The sequence below is a fragment of the Pedobacter sp. CG_S7 genome (assembly GCF_040544395.1).
Taxonomy (GTDB): domain Bacteria; phylum Bacteroidota; class Bacteroidia; order Sphingobacteriales; family Sphingobacteriaceae; genus Pedobacter.
Window position 1 is genome coordinate 48,033 of the sequence record NZ_JBEONS010000020.1, and the last position, 21,887, is coordinate 69,919.

The window sequence follows — 21,887 nt, forward strand, 5'->3', positions numbered from 1 at the left end:
ATTTTATCCATTATACTCATATGATCGCTCCAACCAACATCCATCCCCCTAAAAACTGGCAGGATTTCGAAACCCTTTGTCTGAAGCTATGGGGAGAAATCTGGCAGATTCCACATGATATCGAATTTAATTCAGACAATGCACAGGGACAGCATGGAGTTGATATCTATGGTCCAACAGACGGTGGGAAATGCTACAAGGGCATACAGTGCAAGAACAAAAAACTAAACCTGATCAATGGCTTGCCGAATCGTATCAGTATCAGCGATGTACAGGCGGAAATTGATAAGGCACGAGACTTTAAGCCTGCTTTGAAGAAGCTGGTTATTGCTACCTCGCTTCCTAAGGATCAGAAAGTAGAAGAGTATGTGCGAATCAAAAGCGCTGAATACGCCCAACAGAATCTCTTTACCATACAAATCTGTTTTTGGGAATTCATTGAACGGAAGCTGACTGAGTTTCCCAAGGTCCACGACTGGTATCTAAAAAATGAAGATTTCCAACGGCCGGCATCCATGGACGTGAACTTTTCAAGTGGGGAAAGAACAAAACATTTTTACCCGAAATTCCAAAAAACGATTGAACGCTTTACCGCTGAAAAACCGCCAGCGGTAAAGCTGCCCAACACCACTGGAAGATTCCTCAATGGTGCAATAGACATCGACCGGCTGATGGAAAACATGAAGCTAAAGGAGACAGAAAACAAAAGAAATATGCAAGCCCTCTTCCCTCGAATAGAATGGCACCAACACTGTTGGCTTAAACTGCTTATAAAAAATACAGGTCAAAGGGTCATCGAGGATTTTAAGATCAAGCTTGTATTTGAAGGGGATTTTCTAGAGGTGGGTGCAGAAAGCCGTAATGGTGTGTTTAATCAGCATTTCAGAAACAATGTAAAGGAATACAGTAATTCTAGCAACAGCCTTTATATTCAACCCTCGCACGGGATACTAGTACAGGGAGATTCCTTTTTTAGCGGAAGCATCTATATTCAACCGCTAATGGATCATCCAACAGAGATTAAAATTTACTGGCATCTATTGGCAAGGGATTTTGAGGATACAGGTGTGCTGGATATTCGTATTGATCCAAAATACCATATAATAGTCAACAATCATTATGTAAGTTCAATCGAAGAAGAAAAGGAATCAACGAACATCTCCTTAATCCAGCGTCTTGGCTCTTTTGATTATCTTCGTGGCACCACTAATTTTTCAGATAAAGAGTCTGATTATATGTGTGAATGATGCTTTACTTCCGATTTACAATCACAATTAGACTAACGTGTTGGGTGGCCGCGGCTTGACTGTAAATGTTTCCAAATTTATATATTAAGAATAAAGAAGAATATTAGCGGACACTAGTTGTTTCAAAAGCCATTTTCGGTAAAACCTGCTCTCAGGTATAGTAGGAGTTTTAAAGGCTCGTTAAAGTTTCGATTTTCTTTACATACCTAATGTATCGATAACAAGTAGCAATGGGTAATTGTAGCCTTTTAGCTATTTCAGAAATTGCATATTTTCCTGTATCATGTAGATCGAGAGCGGTCATCGCTACTTTCAGATTTTCCAGAGATAAACCTTTGGGTCTACCTCCCATTTTTCCTCTGGCTCTCGCGGCATCAAGCCCAGCTTTCGTACGTTCACGAATAATCTCCCTTTCAAACTCTGCTAGAGAAGCAAAAATGTTAAAGGTAAATCTACCTGTAGCTGTGGTGGTATCAATGTGATCATGCAAGCTCACGAAGTTCACTTCTTGTTCATGGAAAAGTGCAACTAAATCAACCAGGTCTCTTAGTGAGCGGCCGAGACGATCCAATTTCCAAACAACAACCTGATCACCTTTCTTAAGATTCTTCAGAAGTTTTTTAAGTTCCGGTCTATCTTTATTCTTCCCTGAAATCTTTTCCTGGTAGATTGTCGTGCATCCATATTCTGTAAGCGCTCTAGATTGAAGATCTAGATTTTGGTCTGATGTACTTACCCTTGCGTAGCCTATTTTCATGTTAAAAATTATTATCAAAAACTCATTATCAAAAATAGCAAAAAAGCCTTTGATTAATGGAATGAGTTTTTGATAATCGGCAAAAAAGAAAAAGATTGATCAGGCTTAATAGGGAGAGATTTGATATGTTAAATTGTAGTACCTCAGTGACAACAATCAATTATCAAATAACGAGGGTTTTATGGTAACAAAATACTGCTTATTCTCGAAAACCGGCTATTCTATAGGAACGATAACTGAATCGATTTTAATCAATTGTTAGTATACTAGGCCCACTCAATTTTTTAACCTCGCAGGCACATTTCCCTCCTTGAACCAAATATACCAACTTGAATTCTTTCCCACTTTCAGATTTTACCAAAACGATAACGTTATCGCCGGAAGAAGAGAAATTCCTAGGATTGGAAAATAGCCTATATTTATAAGTGATCCCTCCGTTATAGTTTGGAGAGTCTTGAAGATTGATCTTTTTTTCTTTTGTGCGGGTATTATAAGTCTCAAGGTAGTAAGCTTTGGTTGGTTTACCATCTGTGCCAATTATAGAAAGAGATATCGTATTTGTAGTTGGTGGACAGCTTAATGTGCCACATTCGGTCTCCATTGTTCTTTTGCATCCGAAAGAAAAGACAGTTAGGAATAGGATTAGGTAAGTCCTCATAGATTTATCGATTATAAGAGAAGACCTACCCTAATTACGAGACTGGAATAATTCTCTTTTATGCTAGAGGTATGGTTAATGTTTTGATGATTGTAACCAATACTTCCATTCATTGCCGCAGTGGGGGCAACCTTGAACTTATACCCCATACCCAGGTTATAAAAAAGACCCTTCTGTATATTGTCATCTATAGCGACTGATTGGCCTAGATCGCCGTAGCCGAAAAAGGTATTCATTTCGTTTTTAAGATAATATCGGGCATCTCCGAAAAGGAGGAAAGTATTATCGAAATGATAACGGTCATTATTGAATGTGTAGCCATCGAGACCTACACCAATCCCGAGAGATAGATTGTTATTTACAAATAGACCGTTTATATTCCTGAGGCTAAGTGCATGTGCGCCATTAACATTTTTTCCGCTTCCACCTGCTTTCGTTTGGATAATGGAATTATTCCCAAGAAAATAGCCAAGTTCCGTCAGGTTAAAATAACCTCTTTCCTGCTTGGTTATTTCCTGTGCTGAAAGGGTGGTGTAGCCGACGATGAGGGTTAAAAGTATTGTAAAAAATTTCATAATTTTCTTTGGTTGTCTGCTTGATTAAAATTGTGTTGTTGAAACAAATATAATAATTAAGGTGAAGCTGAAAAGTTTAACTGCAGCTGATCGACTATTAGTGAAATAAAAATATAGTCGAAACCATTTTTAAAGTGCCTGATGTTAATTTTTTGGTGGATAGAAATGGCAGAATAATCGGCATAAATATTTATGATGATGAACTCGATAGTAAATTAAAAAACTTATTTACTGTAAATTAAGTTGAAATTAATGGACTGACATTTATAAGAGTAAGTTTAACGCGTATTGTATTGCTGACAGTTGATAAATAACGAATTTTTAGAAAGAGTTATTTTAGGATGCAAAAGTAATGAGTTAATGCAATAGGCTTTTTCTCATTAAACGGTCGATTTTTGAGAAAGCAAGAAATTTTTATCGATCATTTTCGCACGTAGAAATGAAGGTATCACTTCCCTCACTCTAATTTTTTTTAAGCTGTCAATCCTTAATAAGTCCTATCACGGCAAAAAGAAAAAGTTTTACAAAACGAATGTGTTTATCCTCTATTGATCTTTCAGCTGTAAATACTCAATATTTATACCAAGACAAATAGAGAAATTTTCTAAATATCATATCTTGAAGTAATAAAAGCAAAAATTTTGGATTCACCCAGTTGCGTTTTTCATCTCTCTACATTATTCTTCGCGCTAGTCTAGCGGATCCCAAAAGATTCGTTTGAAGTCTTGAACCTGATTATTTATTATAACTATACCTTCATTGACTAGGAGTTGCTCCATCAATCTTTCTCCGGCGAAATGATGTTTACCAGTAAGCAAACCCACTCTATTAACCACACGATGGGAAGGCAAAGCTGGCGCAACACAATGAGAGTGATTCATTGCGATACCCACCAATCTGGAGGATTTTCTGACACCAAGTGCATTCGCTATGGCGCCATAGGTAGTAACCCGCCCAAATGGTATTTGGTCTACGATCTCATAAACATTGGTGTAAAAATCCCGCACTTTACTTTTTAATAGATTAAATTATAAGATCAGCAATGGCAACTAAATTTAACTTTGCTTACTTATGCCGCCCTATCTTATTTATTCTGGTGATATATCAGAAATCTTTGTTATGCTTTTCGAGCTTGCTTTTCTAAGCATTTTTTAGTATTTTTTCTACACTCACATTAATCTGTTTTATAACAACCTTACTTCACTTGTATCGTTTAAATCTACTTTGGAGTCTTCTCGCTCATCTTATTTTGCTTCATTACCCATGTTGATAAAACAAATATATATAATGTATGATTTGGCTTAATTTAGCATTAAATATTCAATATGCCTGAACTTCCCGATTTAGCTGTAATGGCTATAAACCTCGAACGAGAATTAAAAGATAAAACGCTTAAGTCCTTAACACTTCATGTAGACCGCAAGAATAACGTACCTGAAGCTAAGTTACAAAGTGCTTTAGTAGGCCATAAAATTAAATCAGTTTCCAGAGAAGGAAAAGAATTAAGGCTTGTGATCGGAAAAGAATCATTGGGGCTACATCTAATGTTACATGGCGAGCTTAAATTTATAAAAACAGGAGATGAAGTAAAGTTTCCTATTCTACAACTAGATTTTGTAGGAGAATCGTTATACATGACCGATTGGCAAAAGCAAGCCACCCCTACCCTGAACCCTGAAGTGTCAAATGTGCCCGATGCACTGGGTATTAATCAAAACATATTTAGCGAATTACTGGCGAAAAAGAAGACTGATATTAAAACGTTACTTCTCGACCAAAAATCAATCAGGGGAATAGGTAATGCATATGCCGATGAAATCCTTTATGATGCAGGAATCTCGCCGCATTCTATATCAAACGCCATTCCGTCTAAACTGGTTGAAGCACTATTGAACTCCATTAAAGCAGTTTTGACAGATGCAGTCAAGAACATCTACAAATCTAGCCTTGGCCAGCTAACAGGCGAGAACCGTGAGTTCATGAAGATACACCTTCCCAAGACTGAAAAAACGTTTAAAGATGAGACAATTATCGTTGATAAAAAAGGAGCTAGAAAATCCTATTACGTTGATAGCCAAAAAGTATTTAAATGGTGATGAATGTAACAGAACTCTAGGACTAATTCCAATCTGCGCCCGGCCCACAAAGACCTGTATTACTCAATGATGAAACAGGGCTAGATGATTATGACGTCTCTCTTGGAACGCATTTTTGCCATTAAAACTAATCCTGAATCCAAAAAAGAGCTACGCTCATATTGTGCTTCAACCAAATGAAGCTTATAATAGAAATAATTATCGAAACATTTTAGATCAAAAGTAATCAGCAAAAGGCAGATTTATGCCTTAAGGTGTTTCTATCAATGTCTTTGTATTAATATTTCACTATAAAAAAGGTTGATAAATAAATTTGTTTTGCTAATTTTTTTAGTATTATTTTGTGGTTAAGTAATTGCTTATGCTCCGAGAAATAGATTTCAACCGTGATATTGATAAAGAGCCGTTGGCAAACCCAAGTGCTGTATCCGGTTTTGTAAGCCCTGCAGATGATTATATGGAACGGCGTTTGCATATTGCCCAAAAGATTGTAGATGATCCAGTAAATACCTTTTATTTTGAGGTTCAGGATAATCAAATGAGTGATTATGGAATTTTAAAAGGCACTATTTTGGTCGTGGATAGGAGTAAAGATATTCAAGATGGATCAATAATCGTCTGTAATGTGGATGGTGAATGGCTTAACCGTTGTATAGTCCATAAGAATAAAGAAAGAATTTTATTTACCTCACCAAACGACAATAGCCCATTGAATGTAACAGGCAAGAATATGGTAATTTTTGGTGTTGTATCATGGTACTGTGTCCCATATAAAAGTTATGTTCGCTTTAGCTGATTGCAATAATTTCTACGCCAGTTGTGAAAGACTGTTCCGTCCTGAACTAAACGCTAGACCAGTTATCGTTTTAAGTAATAACGATGGTTGCGTTATTGCTCGAAGCAATGAGGCCAAAGCACTTGGCATCGCCATGGGTGCACCAAAGTTCAAGATTGAAGACGAAATAAAAAGACATAACATTGCGGTATGTTCAAGTCATTACGAACTTTACGGGGACATGAGCGCGAGGGTAATGACAAATTTAGCACGTTTTACTCCAGAGGTTGAAGTTTATAGCATTGATGAATGCTTTTTGAGGTTGGCAGGTTTTACAAATCTTGATCAGTACGGTAAGAATATAAGGGATACAACCATTAAAAATACCGGAATCCCCATCAGTATTGGGATAGCCCCGACAAAGACCTTAGCGAAGCTGGCAAATAAATTAGCAAAAAAGACACCGTCAGGTGTTGTGCTCTTGGACAACGAAGCTGAAATCACCGAGGCACTAAAATCATATCCGGTAGAAGACATTTGGGGCGTCGGCAGGCAGTATGCAATTAAATTAATATCTGAAGGTATAGAGACAGCAGAGCAATTGAGAAACCTGCCTGCAGAATGGGTAAATAAAAACATGACTATCGTTGGGGCAAGAATGTGGAGAGAGTTATGGGGTGAGAGTTGCCTTCATTTAAAAACAGTTCTGGATCCAAAAAAGGGTATGTGTACGAGCCGAGCATTTGGAAAAGTCACGGATAATTTTGGCGACTTGGAACAAGCTACTGCAAGCTATACATCAAGGCTTGGTGTCAAATTGCGAAGGGAGAAATTGTGTACGATGGTGATATCTGTTAGGTTACTTACCAATAGATTCAAGACTGATCAACTCCAGGCGTATCCGAGCATTACTATAAATCTACCCCATCCTGTAAATAATACCACTGATCTCATTCGTGCTGCGATGACTGGTTTAAAGAAAATTTATCTTAAGGGTTTTCTTTATCAAAAAGTAGAAGTAATGGCAACAGGATTAATATCGGAAACAGAAGTACAGTTAAATATGTTTGAAGAATACCAGGGTCTGAAAAACAATAAATTATCGGGTGTATTAGATACCATTAACAAACATTACGGGTCAGGAACTATCAGGATGGCGACAGCTGGGCAACAGCAGCGGTGGGCGATGAAAAGACAGTTTCTAAGCCCAGGATATACGACAAGTTGGAAAGATATTATCAAAGTCAAATAAGATTATAATTAAAATGACTAAGTTTAATTATTACCAAAACAAGAACAATTAACAATCATGTGTGCTAGATTTACCCTCACAGCAGAACAAAAAGATATATTGAAATCTTATCCGTTTCAATTTACGGGCGAATATCAGCCAGATTCAAACATTGCTATTACTGAGAGTGGATTCATTATTACAGCCGACGAACCAGATCTTATACAAAGAATGGGCTTTGGAATAATTCCATATTGGGCCAAAAGCAAAAGACTGGAATACGATACTTGGAACATCAGAAGTGAGGAGGTAATGGAAAAACCAACATTTGCCCCATTAATCGAAAATCACAAAACTTGTTTGGTTATTGCAGATGGATTTTACGAATTTGAAGGACTCCCGGACGGAAGAAGACAACCATGGAGATTTATAGTCAATAACAGGAAAACATTTGTTATGGCCGGGCTTTGGTCTGAATGGGTGGATCCAGAAACCAATGAAGCTTTCCGCACATTTGGTATAATGACCACAGTGGCTAACAAAATGGTGGCTAGAATTCACAAAAAAAAAAGAATGCCTGTGATTTTACCACTTAAGTTTGAGAAACGCTGGCTCAATAAAAAACTCTCTTCCGAAGAATTATTAAAACTTTGCACAACGTTACCTGACGCTAGTATGTCTTGCTTTAAAGTAAGTCCCAAGGTAAATAAGGTAAGTACTAAAAAAATGCCTAATAAAGGCATCGACCTGGCGAAGCCATACAACACTGATGATGAACCTATGCAAGGTAAATTAGATTTATAATATGCAACAGATATATAGTTTTAACATTGAGGAAAAACAAGTTGGAGTGAATAGCGACGATGGTCAAAGTTATCACGTTTCGATAGATGGAAAGTATGCAGGAATCATTTTCCCTGAATTCAATGATGACCTTGGAGATGGGAGCATTTTATGGACTACAAAGGATCTCATATCAAATGAGTTAGTAATACAGATAGGAATTCACATTGAGGACGAAGATTTATAAATATACCACTTATAGAATATTTGATTAATCTGATCAAAAGCAAAGCTTTATCTGATAGCATCAGCGAGGTAATATAATTTTAAAGCATGGGGCAAACATCTATGACTTAGATAATGTGGTAGATTATTTTCAACTTGAATTTGTACATTTAGAGCCTCAAATAATCGTAAATTATCCTGATCAAAATGGCAAAAAGTTAAATGCAATATGAAATAAATAAGGAAAGTTACGCGTACAAGCTTTCTCAAAATATCAAAAAAGCGGTTCCTGACTTCATAATCAAACTTTGGTTCTACAACAAGATAGAAATATTGAAACTTGGAAAATTTAATTTTAAGCGCTCCAGCGAGCAAAAAGAAGCTGATAATAAAATCTGGCTATATGCACTGCTCGAAAGCTTACCTGAAATCGAGGTTGAAATTGAAAGGATTACAATTGTAGTTCATGAAAATGACGAAGAACGTAGGCAGATTTTGATTAATCCCACCGAATTTGACTTAAGTGAGAAGTGGTGGCAACTTGTAAATCCCCTGCTTGAACCCAGAAGAAGACCAGGTGACGATAAGGTTATTACATTGGATCATCCTTACTATAGTAACAGAAATTTCTTTAGAGATAAAATTTTTAAAGAAAATGAAGCAAAATGACACTAGGTTTTCGATGGGAAAATGCAAATAAACAATCAATTTATTTTAGACTCGCCCAGGATAACGAAAAAGTCTTACTTAATAGTTTAACAAACTACCTGTATATATTTTATAAAACCATTCTTAGCAAAATATTTTGATTTATACTTTGCCGTATCTTTGAACTGGCATGAAGGAAAGGTCATTTTATCGTTTTATTTGGCTAATACTGTTTTCCTTTTGGTGTACTAAAAAGTCGTTGACATCGCCTAACCCCTTTTCTCGGTAAAATGAACTTTTATCTTCGGCCAACTTGATAAACTCTAAAGCCTTTTCAGTTGCTTTGTTACCTCCTACCCCATTATCAAAATACAGATGTACGGGGACATTCTTTTCTATCGACTTATCATTAACATTCAGACTTAGCTTTTGTGTGAGATTACCAGTACTGTTCAATACAATTGCGTAAAAGCTTTCTTTCGGATTTAAACTTCGATAACTACTAAAATCCATGCTACCTTCAAACATCTTTATACTTTGAGGGTTTGCACCAATGGTAAACGAAGAAATACCCCCTCCGTTTAAGTTCCCCTTATACAACTTAGACCTCACGGCATAACCGCCGTTTTTATTTTCAAATCCAATTGCAAAAAAATTATCCTTTCCATTTGTCCAATGAACTTCTTTTCCAGCTTTGGCAATGTCTCTTATCTCCAAACCTCGGCTTCTCAAATAATTTAATAATGCTGGATGCTGCACAGTATCCAATACCTTAGTTATTGAAACATTATATTCAGTTTCCCCATTCTTCTTATAAAATGCTTCATAGGCATCGGCCAAGATATCGGTATTTTTATCTAGTCGATTTATTGCCTCAACGAAGGTTTTATTTTCGAAAAGCTGAACAGCTTTGATGATATCGCCCCCCTCCCCTTTAGCATGATCATACCAAAGATTATCTTTTTCCTTAACAGATATTGAACCCGTTTTTTGATGATGGAAGCCAAAGAAATATTCTTTACCCTTTTTCCCATCAAAACGCAAGTCTCCTAATCCTTCAAGTTTGAAAAAATAATCTAGTAAAGATACTTCGGCCTTGATTTTAGAGGCCTGTTCTGTTAGTTGTGCATAATTGACTTTAGCCATTGTATTATTACATTAAAAGGTTATTATGTGTTAATTTGGTGTGATATGTATTGTTTGATAGTTCTGTACAATGTTTAAAGTATAAACAAACACAATTTATTTCGGGTCGACTAGTTTACATAAGACGTTCGTTTTTTGAGGGGCTATGAACTGTTTGTATAGTACGCAGAATTTGTGACATGATATCGCCCAAAACGTCTTCCTCAACAACACAACTAATCTTATTACATTTTCCATGATATGTACTTTTGATAAGCAAAAATAATAATAGAAACATTGACGTCATGATACATTGACGTAAAAATACAAATACAACTAATTATTAAAAGAATAAATGAAAGCATCCACACTGTTATGGGTTAAAATTTTGTTCAAATTTTCTAATTTTGATCTTTCAAAAGCATAGCATATTCTTTGCCCGTGAAATTTCTAAATATATTAATGCCGTTTTTGTCTCTAGTTTTCTTTAAAGCCACGTTATAGTCAACTTTGGACTACTGAGGTAAAGTTGCCAGGGGCAATTTATAATAAGCCTGAAGTATTTATTTAACGGACTTTCTTTTTTTCATTATGTTATCTAATCTATCGTCTGCTTTTTGTTCGATAGATTTTTCTTTCACTGGGGCAACTTTTACGGTGTCCTTTTTAATGGTATCCACATTTTTAATAACCGTTGTTGTATCCGTTATAACGCTAGTTTCCTTATTTTCGCTCGTACAAGCACCTAGACCAAGCATTAACACAAATAATATCTTTTTCATAAGTTTTTATATTTAGTATAACAAATATATCCATAAAACTTTATATGACTTAAACACTATTATTTTAGCCTAGCCGGTTTATTCCAGGATTTCAAAAACGATAGTGTTTTTGTTGTTCCGGAAGATCTGCAGAAAGGTAAAATACTATTAATATCAAGTTGGAGCTGAACGGATCTGCACCTACTCAACTATTAAAACGTTAGCATTTAGACTAGTTGCCATTTAAAGATGGTGTAATGTCAATTAAGAAGTCATTATTGATAATTACAAATGCTGAAAGAATGATAAGGTCTTTCACACGAGCATTAGTTTGCTTTTTTTTAATTTCATCCAGCGCAAAAAATATGTTGTTACTTTCAACCTCAAACTTTCCGAAGTCTTTAATTTCTATGACGTATTTCTGTAAGTCCATAATATCTATTTTAAATTGTCTATTTCTTCAATGATTGTGTTCAGGTAATTATCAAACTTTGATACTCTAGCATCAATGTTCCTTTGCTTTTTATTATCGATGACAATTCTTAAAAGGCTACCATCATCAAACTGAAATCTATTATATCCGTAATCCATATTTATACTGGTGCACATCATATACACTTTAAAAAACTTTTGCAATACGGCATCAGGAATATATTTAGTTAATAGGCGCGTTCTTCCAGAGTGGAGGTAGTCAATCATACCTTGCCAAGAAAGATCATAAGAGTGTTTTATTTGGGTTACTCCTTTTGGTAGGGGCTTACCATCGGCTTTAAGATCATCATATATTTTTTCTAATCTTAAATCTTCTAGATGTATTTCACGAAAAGCAAGATCAGATTTAATCATCCCTTTTTCAAGCTTTTTTACTTTGTCACATTCCAACATTCGGGCAAAATCCGTTATGCCGTATTTATGAGCCTTAATAATTATTGTATCAAGCTGGGCGATTTCATCAGTAGTATATAACAATGGTAAATTATCAATACGCTGTTTTTCTGATAGCAACCAATTAATATAGGATGGGCTTTCATTGATAACCTCTAGGCCTCGAACTCCCCATTTTCTAAGGTCTGTATCAGATTGAAGTTTCTTAAAGAAAGTGTTATCGTTAAAGCACTTATTCTTCATGGCAATGACCATATCAATTACAAAATCATCAATTGTAAAACATTGACTGTTAATTACTTCTAAACCCGTTGATGACTCAAAAGCAGTGGTTATAAAGCCGTTATTTAAAGTAACGAAGTCTATTAAAGGGAAAGCATTGACGTTAAGCAGAAAGCCTGTACGTTGTCCTGTTGCGGTATTAAAAGTAACTGGATTTCCTACCTTGTACATATTCATAATTGATATATGTAAAGATAAGAACTTAGACGTCAATAAGCAATTGTATATTAATATATCTACGTCATGACGTCTTTGTGTCGCTTATTTGTGATTTTATATTTTCACAATCTTTTGAATTTTCAAAAGTACCTCGAGGCATAACCATCATTAGGAAAAGTGCCATTAAAGATGTTAAGCAGAAAAGAGCAAAATTGAAGTATGAAAAGTTATCAAAGATATTAGCTTGTAAAAAGAATGCTATAGAAACAGTAGCATTCCAAATAACCCAAATCCATCGTGAAAAATAAAACTTGTTCTTGGCCTTTTTATAAAGGCGGTGCTTTGTGATATCCATAGTAATGTTTAAGTGATGACATATAGACGTCTATACATCAACGCAATTTAGTTTCTGTCAAATCTTGTAGCCCAGCAATTCCGCCCAAAAGTTTTAAAGAATGTTCCCTGTATTTAGCCAATTTACTTAATAATTCTCTACGTTCCTGTTCAAGTCTGGCAATTTGTTCTTCATGGTTTTTATTAATGTGTAAGCAGTGCATAAGAGCTTTTGTTTTAGTGCTTATATTATGCTTGTTTTTTACCGCTTCAACTACGTTTTCATCAAAATCGGTCAATTTTACTGTTAGAGTTCCCACGTTATTTTTTTTAAATGTTTTCGATATACAAATATATAGATATACATTGACTTATTGATGTAATGACGTCATATATCTTCATTTTTATTTGCTAATATTTTTGGGATTTTGACATTAATTTTGTATATTAGATGTAAAGATGCATTGATGTAATGATGTCTTATTTATTAATCAAAATATAAATGTTATGACTGGGGTAGGAAAATTTATTGTGGCAGTTTTTGTAAGTTTCTTTTTAATGATCGGTGCTTTAAGTTCAAGTCATCCAGTTTTATTAATATGCCTGGCATTTGTAGTATGGATTTTATTTGTGCTTTCCATTTCAGGTTCTTCAAAAAAATATCGGGCTAAATAGGGGAGAGGTACAATCAGTTTTTAGATACACAAAAACTATAATAGTATTTCGACCGTAGCCAACTAAGGAATTATATTTTCCTCTTTGCTGTAGTTAAATGCATTTGCATTCTATTGCTTTTCTCTTCCAAAACCCAGCTTTATTTTTTCTTTTTGCTGTAATGGTTCTTTAGAAAGGTATCAGGCTATCCAGTTAACATAATTTTAAGCCCTTATATGCCTTTTTATTTGTAAAAGGATAACTTTAGACGTTAAGTATAAACAAAATCTATTGAGGGCCTTTAAAATGATTTTTTTTAAACTATGGCCGAAGGCAAAAACAAAAAAAATATTTGCGCTTTTTGCGCAAACGCCTTATATATAGATTATGTTATTAAGATATAATAATGGTCGAAATACTATTAGGGTTCTTAAAAAAAAGCGCCATTCAATCAAATCAATGGCTTTTTTATTTTAGTCTCGGTCGAAATACTATTAAGGTCGGTCAATCGGGTCGAAATACTATTAAGGTCGGTCGAAATACTATTAGGGTTTATAGCCCCTCGGTCGAAATACTATTAAGGTCGGTCGGTATACTATTAGGCTTTTTCTTTAGCGGTCGAAATACTATTAGGGTCGGTCGGCATACTATTAGCGGAGGTCGGTATACTATTAGGGTCTTGGGGTATTGAAACAGGTTCGATACTTAAAAATCCGCTGTAAATCATTGAAATTGCCTCCTTGTCTTTTAGTTCTTTTTTCTTATCCCAATTATTCGCTTTAAAGTGTGCATTTTTAAGGATCTCAACCTTTTTTTGCAAATCAGCATCATTGTTATTTAACCAGCGTTGGAAATTGTCTGCCTCGGTCTCTAGGGCTTCAATTTTGCTTAGACGTTCAATAGGATAGGAAATATCAAAGAACATCCTTAAAGCCTTTAAAAGTGAGAATTTTAGGTTGTGGCTAACTTGTAGCTGTTTAACAACATCAGGGTGCAAATTAGATTTGAAATCAAACTTTACAAAATAATCTTCCTGATACGGATTACTCGTATCTCCATTTACAAATTTGTAATCAAAAGAGAAGTGAAGTTTATTCTGCTCGCTATTAATCTGCTTATGAATTGCCTTAAGAATATTACTTACAGCCTCTTTTTTGTGTTTTGGCTCTTTCTCTACTTGTTTTTTATTCTCGAGTTCCTTTTTAAATCTTACACCAGCGATATCTGCTAAAAAATCGATGCTATAGAATGGTATCTGTTCATTGTTTCCTCTCGAGGAATAAATATGAAAAACCTTGTTGAGCCAAATATAGATTTTCTTTCTGCTGTGGCCTCCTTTTCCCTTGCCGATCACTGGTAAACGTGTGGTATCTAAAGTATAATAACGCTGAACAAAACCGTTCATCATTACATCCGAAAGTCTGACTTCGTAAATCTTTTTAGTACCCATTACATTACCTCCCTGAACAATAATATCCTTCAGGATGGGGAAGTTTTCAAGCTGGATGATATTACCATCATCTTTGTATTGGATTACTTTTGAAAACAAAATGTTGTTTTTAAGCATCTTCAATAACGTAAATTCTAATATACTTTCAAAACTATGATCTGAATAGACGGTGTTTCCGGCAATGCCTTTAGCAACATCAGGATGCATAGAACAAAGGTTTTGTGCAGTAATACCAGTAAATTCACTGTATTCCTTAATTGTAAATCGGGTGTATCCGAATAGATTGTTATTTAACTTTTTACTCATAAAAATGATAAAGTCTAAAACATTCTGTGCATCATTCCCAAATGACTTATCGATGTCCATCAAGTTATCTGCGATAGACCTATCAACTCTGGAAAGGTTATAGCTTAAAGTGGAAATATCGGTTGTACTCATATTATCAAAATTAAACGTCTTGACGTCTTGACGCAAATATATAAATATATATTAAATTAAAAAAAAATTGACTGGTATTATTTTCATTTTTTCATGCATTTAAAAGTACGGTTTTTTTCTTTTGCTGTCAATCTGCTTATGGATAGCGTAGTGGGGATTTATTAGTTTTATGATACACAAAAACCCTAATAGTATTTCGACCGTAAGCACACGATCATAAAAAAACCCCATTACTGGGGTTATAAAAGTTAATATTCAGCAGGCAACATAATTGTTCCGCTTACAAGCCAAACATCTAACTGATTGGATTTAAAATCCGATAAAGGGATGTCTAGAGTCTTAAGTACATTCTTATTGCCGTCGGTAACGGTTATTTTAAATTGAGAGGTTTCGTTTAGTCTTTTTAAGTTCCAGACCTGAAATTCTTCTCCTTTTATTTTATTTGAGTAAATGGAAATTATATCTAAGAACCAATAACATTCATAAGTATCGGCCAAGTATTTTATTCCATCAGTGTAAATTGAACCGAAAGTATGTTTATAGAAATTTTCTGAACCGCCAATAAATCCTTTAAATTCATGCGTGTTGTTTAATTTAAAATTTTCCATTTTTTTATCTTAATCATAAACCTGAATTAGTTTATATGCGTTTCATCGGCTCTATAACCGAATAAGTGCAATTCATTTCAAAAAAAAATGTGGTGGCTTTTTCCCTTTAGGGATACCCATTTTATTTTTAAATTATTTGGTGGGGTAGGATAGGGGTTGCCCACGTTTCGGGGATATGTGCCGAACTTTGTATTTAAACTGATATGTCCTAACTCCCCCCTTACTTATATACGATTCGTTTAATACTATCAAAACTTGATAAAGCTGATCACCTGAGGTACATTTTTTACTATTGTTTTTGAATGGCCGGCTTTCTCTAGGAAGGAAGAAACGATAGTGTTTTTCTTTGGATACCTGATCTGCAGAAATTCAAAACACCATCAAAATAGGAGTGGGGCTGAATGGATCTACACATGCTCCACTATTGAAATGATAGTAAAATTTATTAAAGCAAAAAAGGGGGTTAGCGGAAGCTAACGCCCTAAAATGACATTCAATCAAATGCAGTATACTAATTTATTTTAATTGACTTTACTAATGGATCAGTTACCTGCCCAACTGGTTTAGCGGTGTAATTAAAGGTATCCAATAGCGTCCCATCAGCAAAAACCTTTACAACTGCCGTAATTGGTATTTGTGCGGTATCATCGGTATTATTCACCTGTGTAGCCAACAAGGTAAAAGCCAAGTTACCTGCAACCGTTTTACTTTCAATAATCAGTTTAGAATTTTTAGGCTCGCCAATATAGTTGTAAGCGTTTCCCTCTGCTATAATCTGTGTCCAAGATGTATTTGCTGGTGTTGTGATTTCAGGAGCAACAAAGCCTCCTGTAGAAGTGGTTAAGGTAGTTACAGCAAATAGTAATTGATAATTTTGATAGTTACCTGAAAGGTCAACTTCGACCCTTACCTTTTTATCCGTGGCTGGGCTTATCCCATCTTCACTTTTTTTACTGCAAGAAACAAATAGCAAGGCTATTAAACATAAGGATAGTACGTTTTTCATAATCTTTTTTTTAAGTTGTTTTTAATTTAATTCAATGATTTTGCTTTTTGAGCGAGCTTTTTGTACCAACTCTCTAACTGTATCCCCGAGCGTTGATTGCTTAATCCCTGTCAGGGAAATTATTACATCTTGCTTATCAGTAGTGATCAGGGTTAAGGTCATTATTTGTAAAATCCGCATAATGAAGCTTTGGGTTATGATATAATCTTTGACCCTGTAAAGTTCTAATGTAATGAGGGTATAACTGAAAATACCAGTTCGGATTTTTAATGTTTCTTCCGTAAGAATGTAGATGGTGTTTCGGATAGTCCAAAAACGGTAAAAGGCAATACCCAAAATAATAATTGCAGGTAAGCAAAGCATATTTATCCAATATGCCCCAACTAAAAAGCCTATAGAAAGAAAAAGCCATCCGAAGATGGCTAAAAAACAATAGGCTAATGTTGGGCTTAACTGCAAATAGGGTTGCTGTACTGGTGTCCCTATGCTGTCCATGTTATCGTCCTCTCGATAGGGTTTTAGTTTCCTGATTATCTACTTTGATATCCTCTTTCTTTTCAAACTGTAGCTTCATATCCTTATCGTAGATATTGAGGTTCTTATATTGAGGGTTTGCAGATACGTAGCCCTTTTCTTCTCCGCTACTTTTCTCAAAGGTTACGGCCTGTAAGTTGCCGCGGTTGAGGGATGAAATTAAACGTTCCCTTTTATCAGGGTCGTTTAGTTCTTTGATTGAATGCTTTTGTAAAGAAGCCTGTAGGTCGAACCCGTATCCTTTGTGGAACGTTTTAAAAGGGGAGTTTCCCTGTTCGTTCTTTTTTTCAATGTCTAATTTTACCCAAATGTCCTCTTTACGTTTTGGTGTTTCCTGACCATCAATAACCTTGCCCCCTAACTCGGCTTTCTTTTGGATGGCTCGACCAGACAAAAGATTGTAAGCCTCTTTAGCAGTAATATCATTTCCTTTATTTAAGAAAAAAACCTGATTGACAGGGCTATCGAATTTCCCATCTTTAAGCCCCTTTTCTAATGATGCCTGGTAGTTGTTTAAAAAAAATTTATCGGATGTGGTACTTTTGCTAAACCTTAATTCATAATTGATGAGGTCTTTTGCTATAGGGGTACTAAACTCTGCTGTTGCTCCGAGTGTGAATTTATCGGCACCTTCCCTCATTCTGGCTTCTAATGCAGAATTGAGGTTTTCGCCAAACCCTAAATACTTAAGGCTGTTTTTTAAATAGTCAAAATTGTCTAAGTTGAGTTCAGTTTTCTTCATATCGAATTTAACACTATCAAAACTAACAAATTTTACCCCATTTTCCAGCGCTTTACCATCGTTTTTAGCAATTATGTGGTTTTTATCTACGAAATAATACACATCTTTATCGACAGGCTGAAATTTATCGAAAAAAAGGCTTTGTTTATCCTTTTTAGATAGGGTAAAACCATCAATAACATCAGGAATAGATTTTTCCTGCTCGGGGCTAAGTTTAAGTTTTGAGTTTTGCTCTTTAGATACAAATTCAATTTGTTCAGCGGTCTGCCTTGCAACCTGAACAGGAAGCGAAAAAATTTCCATTTTTTTGGGGTTTAAATTTTGATTGTTTGAGACACTTGTATTTTCTCGTTTTCGTTCCCCATTGTCCTTAATTGGCTTAGGGGTTTGCTTTTGTGCAAAAAAATCGATTAAATCATCGGTAAAATCTATTTCCCCTAAATCTGTTAGAGGGTTAACATCTCCTTGGTTTCTATCCACAGCGGTATAGGTGATAAAATGGGTTTAGTAAATAAAAACTCTATTAATGAGCATCAGGGATAGTAGTGGTTATCCTTTTTGATGGGAAACTCATATTAACAGCAAAATTGGAATGTAAGGAAACCCGGGCGAAGGTTCACCGAAGGCGTGGTCCTTGAAATGGAAATTGCTGTTGTTATGAGGTGTGTTGTAAATTGGGTAATGCGCTGTACCAGAGGGAAAGAAGCAATTACTTAATTTACAAATGGGTTGTGCGCAAAAAGATATGAACAGATAGCCCGTGCAAGCCTAGAGCGGTGGAATGCCCTAAAACTTTTTTTACCAAATGTTTACAATCTCTAACTTATATTCATTATTCAATTGGAACTGCCCTTTATACTGATCTGCATCTTTAGGCTTAAACAATTTTATACCAGTTTTTTTACCATTACACAAGTCTATCAGGTCATTGAGCATAATCTTATTACCCGAAACCTCTCGCCAAATCGTAAAATCACACTTAATATTTTCATCCCTATAATTAGAGCATCCATACGCTTTGTTATTAGACGAAACGCTACCGGTCTTACATTTTGGACACTTCAAAATTTCAAAATCAAACTTCAAATGATAGTCGTCACCAAGGCTCAACTTAGCACCAAACTCCTTGCTAGAATTACTAATAAAATCAGTTCTATAATCGGTCAAATTGCCATTTAAAAGTGTTTCGGCATTGTCATTAGAAAGTTCTACCTCTGCAATTTTTTTTCCTATATACAAGTCGCAAGCTTTATCATTAAAATAATCCTCGCACACAAATGCTTTATTAGTCACAAACACGCCTTTACCACATTTCGGGCATCCGCTTTGTAATTTAAGCTGTTTCTGATTATCAAAGTGGGGCTTAATATAACCGTCCACAATTGTAAGCTTAGCACCAAAAGGCTTACTATCCTTATTAACCAAATCGTAAAAAAAAACAGTCGTCCCATGATCGCACAAATGTTTAACTATGTCATCGGTCATATTCTTTCCGAAATACGTTTTAAAAATCCGAAAGCTACATTTGTCAACCATACTTTTAAAATGGTTACACAAATAGGCATTTGCGCCCTCAATCAATTCTCCTTGATTGCAAACAGGGCAATTTAAAATTCTATTCATAACTTAAAGGTTTTACTTATTGACGTCTTGATGTAGTTATATATCGTTAATTCAATCTTTTGATTTCAAAAGGTCGAAGAAATATATGTGCTGGCCGTTTTTCGGCTTATGTATTTTCAAGTTGACACGCTTTCCAAAAACACGGCAAAAAGAAGAAAATTTAAATTTCTTCTGATGTATTTCGGCAGTCTTATAGGAGCTGTTAAAATTGCTGGAAGCAATATGAATAATGTCATTTTTCAAAGAAAAATGACAATCTTTATTATTGAGCCAAACCGATATTTTACAGTCATAGATATGCCCTAAAAGATCATTGCCGAAGACTGTATGGTAATTGGCCGAGTGAAACAGGCCTTTAAGTTTTAAAACTTGACTTTTTGAGGGCTTGACACCGAGAGACACAAAAAGACACCTGTCAAAGTCATAATTTAACTCAAAATAATTTGTAAATGCGATAGCCTCCATTGCGGAAAAAAATAGAAAAATATCGGTCGGAAAACTATCATTACCCCATGACCAAAAGTCTGTAGAAATGCAAAGTTTGTGGGAATTGAAGCCAACGATTTCAGAGCCGAAAAGATCATAATTAAATACTAATCGCCCAGCTAAATCAGTTGAAAAGGAGTTATAAAAAAAACGTTGGGCATTTTGCCCAACGTTTAATTTTGATAACAAAGGTACGGTAACATTATCGGCCTCGGCCTGTTGATTGTTTTTCATCGTTTTGTTTCTCCTCATTTCTTTCTTTGACGGCATCAGGAAGATCGTTTTCATCAAGATGATGAACCTTAATGTCATTTTTGACATCTTCGATGTCCACTACTTTCATTTCATCCAATTTACTTGCCGACATATTTGAGGCCTTGTTAAACTCCCCTTTTACTAGGAAAATTTCTGCCGAAATAGATTTATCGTTAGGGAATTGTGCCTGTTTTCTGTCCAGTTGCTTTTCAACTTCGACCAAAGCTTTTAGATACCCTTTAGAATAAGCTTCATCCTTTTCTTTAGAAGTTGCCTTTGGGGGTTGATTACCTTTATCTAAAAGGCTTTTTATGCCCGTAATCAAGAGATAGCTTATACCTCCATCTATCAATATGGAAAGTACCAGACCTGCACGGTTTGAGCGAACTCCGTTTTTATCAGATGTGCTCAATTGGATTTCAGTACCATCTCCCAAAGCGACCACTTCACCCTCTTTAAGTTTACGTTTCTTTTCTGCGCTTAATGTTTCCCCATTGATCTTTTCGGGAGATTTAATTTTGGCTGGGTCATAACTCATAAACTGTTTAGTTTGTGGGTCGTATTCAATTACTGCATCTTTATCCTTTTTAAATTCCCGAGCTTCGACCACCTCCCAGGTGTTACGGTTAACCATTTTTTTCTCCCAAGAGGTAATTTCTCCAACCTCGTTTTTCATGGGGGCATCAACCTCGACCAATTTATTTCCCAAATTGTTAAGCTGTACCTTATCGCCAATTTTATGGCGCGATTGAGCCAAAGCCTTATCTAAATCAACACCCCAAATATGTTTTGAAGTGCCGTCTTCCTTTGCAAGCTCGATGTAGTAACTAGAACTTTCTTTAGGGTCGAATTGAAAATGGTCTTTACCATGAGATACGATTGTACCATACATGGAAGTCGTTTTTTTGATATTGGTCTGTTGACCATTAACAAGCTTGTCCTTTTCTTCTGTTTCTAAAAGTGGATGGTCTTGTATTTCTTTATAAATAGGGTCAAATCTAACCTTATTCTCGCCTTTTTCCTTAATGATAGACACACGGGCATTTAAGCTCTCTATACCATAGCCGTTGCCTCTAATATTCTTGATTTCCAATAGATCAGTAACGTTGCCCCTTTTTAAAGCGGTCGCATTTGAATTGTCCATTAATAACTGACCATCTTTCATAAGGCCAACTTTTTCTAACTCCTGTACTGGTAAGTGATTTTCTAATACCGTATTCATAATTTCTATAATTAAAATTTGCGTCTAATACTGTTTTCTGTTTGTAATTCGGGTGTGGGGTGGATCGAAATACTATTATGCTTTTCGGCCTTGATGGCTTCGACCTTTTCAGGGTTTCGTTTTGCCTTTACCAAAGAATTAAACAATTGGTCGCTAGTTGTCAATTTCGTTTTGTGTTTTGTGTCGATATCCTGAATTATAAATTCTTTACCATCGGCTTTTACGACTTTTTGAGGGTCACATAAAATAATTGGGGATTAGGCAAAAAGTTTTTCCATTCTGAACAGGAAGAATTTAGTATCTACAACACCCCTTTGATTAGCTCTAAA

At 35.4% G+C, this 21,887-nt stretch carries 24 protein-coding genes; 7 read left to right on the forward strand and 17 right to left on the reverse strand.

Annotated features, from left to right (window positions below):
• The first annotated feature begins 20 nt into the window (after positions 1 to 20).
• The gene (locus AAKU52_RS11625; protein ID WP_354333585.1) at positions 21 to 1,247 is read left to right on the forward strand and encodes a hypothetical protein; all 1,227 of its coding nucleotides are present in this window, start codon (positions 21 to 23) and stop codon (positions 1,245 to 1,247) included.
• 169 nt (positions 1,248 to 1,416) lie between these two features.
• Here AAKU52_RS11625 and AAKU52_RS11630 read toward each other — a convergent pair whose 3' ends face one another.
• The 4 genes from AAKU52_RS11630 to AAKU52_RS11645 all read right to left on the reverse strand — a co-directional run bounded on the left by AAKU52_RS11630 (position 1,417) and on the right by AAKU52_RS11645 (position 4,244).
• Positions 1,417 to 2,004 carry a recombinase family protein gene (locus AAKU52_RS11630; RefSeq protein WP_354333587.1) on the reverse strand — a complete coding sequence of 196 codons (588 nt, stop codon included), beginning with the start codon at positions 2,002 to 2,004 and terminating at the stop codon, positions 1,417 to 1,419.
• Between the two features lie 247 nt (positions 2,005 to 2,251).
• The gene (locus tag AAKU52_RS11635; protein WP_354333589.1) at positions 2,252 to 2,662 is read right to left on the reverse strand and encodes a hypothetical protein; all 411 of its coding nucleotides are present in this window, start codon (positions 2,660 to 2,662) and stop codon (positions 2,252 to 2,254) included.
• An 11-nt stretch (positions 2,663 to 2,673) separates the two neighbouring features.
• Positions 2,674 to 3,237, reverse strand: coding sequence for a hypothetical protein (locus AAKU52_RS11640; RefSeq protein ID WP_354333592.1), 564 nt, complete (start codon positions 3,235 to 3,237; stop codon positions 2,674 to 2,676).
• 689 nt (positions 3,238 to 3,926) lie between these two features.
• On the reverse strand, positions 3,927 to 4,244 hold the full coding sequence (locus AAKU52_RS11645; RefSeq protein ID WP_354333594.1) for an MGMT family protein: 318 nt from the start codon (positions 4,242 to 4,244) through the stop codon (positions 3,927 to 3,929).
• Between the two features lie 318 nt (positions 4,245 to 4,562).
• On the opposite strand from AAKU52_RS11645, the gene AAKU52_RS11650 reads away from it, so the two are divergent.
• The 6 genes from AAKU52_RS11650 (at position 4,563) to AAKU52_RS11675 (ending at position 9,016) form a co-directional block, all read left to right on the forward strand.
• Positions 4,563 to 5,333, forward strand: a complete 771-nt coding sequence (locus AAKU52_RS11650) for a DNA-formamidopyrimidine glycosylase family protein (RefSeq protein ID WP_354333596.1) — start codon at positions 4,563 to 4,565, stop codon at positions 5,331 to 5,333.
• A 361-nt stretch (positions 5,334 to 5,694) separates the two neighbouring features.
• Positions 5,695 to 6,129 carry a LexA family protein gene (locus tag AAKU52_RS11655; protein ID WP_354333598.1) on the forward strand — a complete coding sequence of 145 codons (435 nt, stop codon included), beginning with the start codon at positions 5,695 to 5,697 and terminating at the stop codon, positions 6,127 to 6,129.
• Positions 6,113 to 7,360, forward strand: a complete 1,248-nt coding sequence (locus tag AAKU52_RS11660) for a Y-family DNA polymerase (RefSeq protein ID WP_354333600.1) — start codon at positions 6,113 to 6,115, stop codon at positions 7,358 to 7,360. Before AAKU52_RS11655 ends, AAKU52_RS11660 begins: the two co-directional genes overlap by 17 nt.
• A 57-nt stretch (positions 7,361 to 7,417) precedes the next feature.
• Complete coding sequence (locus AAKU52_RS11665; RefSeq protein WP_354333602.1) at positions 7,418 to 8,143, forward strand: SOS response-associated peptidase; 726 nt, start codon at positions 7,418 to 7,420, stop codon at positions 8,141 to 8,143.
• 1 nt (position 8,144) lies between these two features.
• Positions 8,145 to 8,369, forward strand: a complete 225-nt coding sequence (locus AAKU52_RS11670; protein ID WP_354333604.1) for a hypothetical protein — start codon at positions 8,145 to 8,147, stop codon at positions 8,367 to 8,369.
• 200 nt (positions 8,370 to 8,569) lie between these two features.
• Complete coding sequence (locus AAKU52_RS11675) at positions 8,570 to 9,016, forward strand: hypothetical protein (RefSeq protein WP_354333606.1); 447 nt, start codon at positions 8,570 to 8,572, stop codon at positions 9,014 to 9,016.
• A 186-nt stretch (positions 9,017 to 9,202) separates the two neighbouring features.
• On the opposite strand, the gene AAKU52_RS11680 is transcribed toward AAKU52_RS11675, so the two are convergent.
• From AAKU52_RS11680 to AAKU52_RS11740, 13 genes are all read right to left on the reverse strand, one after another.
• On the reverse strand, positions 9,203 to 10,141 hold the full coding sequence (locus AAKU52_RS11680; protein WP_354333608.1) for a DUF8464 domain-containing protein: 939 nt from the start codon (positions 10,139 to 10,141) through the stop codon (positions 9,203 to 9,205).
• 542 nt (positions 10,142 to 10,683) lie between these two features.
• Positions 10,684 to 10,902, reverse strand: a complete 219-nt coding sequence (locus AAKU52_RS11685; RefSeq protein WP_354333610.1) for a hypothetical protein — start codon at positions 10,900 to 10,902, stop codon at positions 10,684 to 10,686.
• Between the two features lie 211 nt (positions 10,903 to 11,113).
• Complete coding sequence (locus AAKU52_RS11690) at positions 11,114 to 11,314, reverse strand: hypothetical protein (protein WP_354333612.1); 201 nt, start codon at positions 11,312 to 11,314, stop codon at positions 11,114 to 11,116.
• A 5-nt stretch (positions 11,315 to 11,319) separates the two neighbouring features.
• On the reverse strand, positions 11,320 to 12,225 hold the full coding sequence (locus tag AAKU52_RS11695) for a hypothetical protein (RefSeq protein WP_354333614.1): 906 nt from the start codon (positions 12,223 to 12,225) through the stop codon (positions 11,320 to 11,322).
• 374 nt (positions 12,226 to 12,599) lie between these two features.
• Positions 12,600 to 12,860: a hypothetical protein gene (locus AAKU52_RS11700; protein WP_354333616.1), complete on the reverse strand. Its 261-nt coding sequence runs from the start codon at positions 12,858 to 12,860 to the stop codon at positions 12,600 to 12,602.
• 932 nt (positions 12,861 to 13,792) lie between these two features.
• Positions 13,793 to 15,082, reverse strand: coding sequence for a hypothetical protein (locus tag AAKU52_RS11705; protein ID WP_354333618.1), 1,290 nt, complete (start codon positions 15,080 to 15,082; stop codon positions 13,793 to 13,795).
• Between the two features lie 248 nt (positions 15,083 to 15,330).
• Positions 15,331 to 15,690 carry a DUF6876 family protein gene (locus AAKU52_RS11710; protein WP_354333620.1) on the reverse strand — a complete coding sequence of 120 codons (360 nt, stop codon included), beginning with the start codon at positions 15,688 to 15,690 and terminating at the stop codon, positions 15,331 to 15,333.
• 511 nt (positions 15,691 to 16,201) lie between these two features.
• Positions 16,202 to 16,696 (reverse strand): hypothetical protein, encoded by a 495-nt coding sequence (locus AAKU52_RS11715; protein ID WP_354333622.1) that lies wholly within the window; start codon positions 16,694 to 16,696, stop codon positions 16,202 to 16,204.
• A 21-nt stretch (positions 16,697 to 16,717) separates the two neighbouring features.
• Positions 16,718 to 17,191: a PH domain-containing protein gene (locus AAKU52_RS11720; RefSeq protein WP_354333624.1), complete on the reverse strand. Its 474-nt coding sequence runs from the start codon at positions 17,189 to 17,191 to the stop codon at positions 16,718 to 16,720.
• A gap of 1 nt (position 17,192) precedes the next feature.
• Positions 17,193 to 18,275 (reverse strand): hypothetical protein, encoded by a 1,083-nt coding sequence (locus tag AAKU52_RS11725; protein WP_354333626.1) that lies wholly within the window; start codon positions 18,273 to 18,275, stop codon positions 17,193 to 17,195.
• 495 nt (positions 18,276 to 18,770) lie between these two features.
• Complete coding sequence (locus AAKU52_RS11730) at positions 18,771 to 19,595, reverse strand: topoisomerase C-terminal repeat-containing protein (RefSeq protein ID WP_354333628.1); 825 nt, start codon at positions 19,593 to 19,595, stop codon at positions 18,771 to 18,773.
• A 51-nt stretch (positions 19,596 to 19,646) separates the two neighbouring features.
• On the reverse strand, positions 19,647 to 20,315 hold the full coding sequence (locus AAKU52_RS11735; protein WP_354333630.1) for a hypothetical protein: 669 nt from the start codon (positions 20,313 to 20,315) through the stop codon (positions 19,647 to 19,649).
• Positions 20,284 to 21,558, reverse strand: coding sequence for a DUF4099 domain-containing protein (locus AAKU52_RS11740; protein WP_354333632.1), 1,275 nt, complete (start codon positions 21,556 to 21,558; stop codon positions 20,284 to 20,286). The genes AAKU52_RS11735 and AAKU52_RS11740 overlap by 32 nt, the downstream gene beginning before the upstream one ends.
• Positions 21,559 to 21,887: the final 329 nt, after the last annotated feature.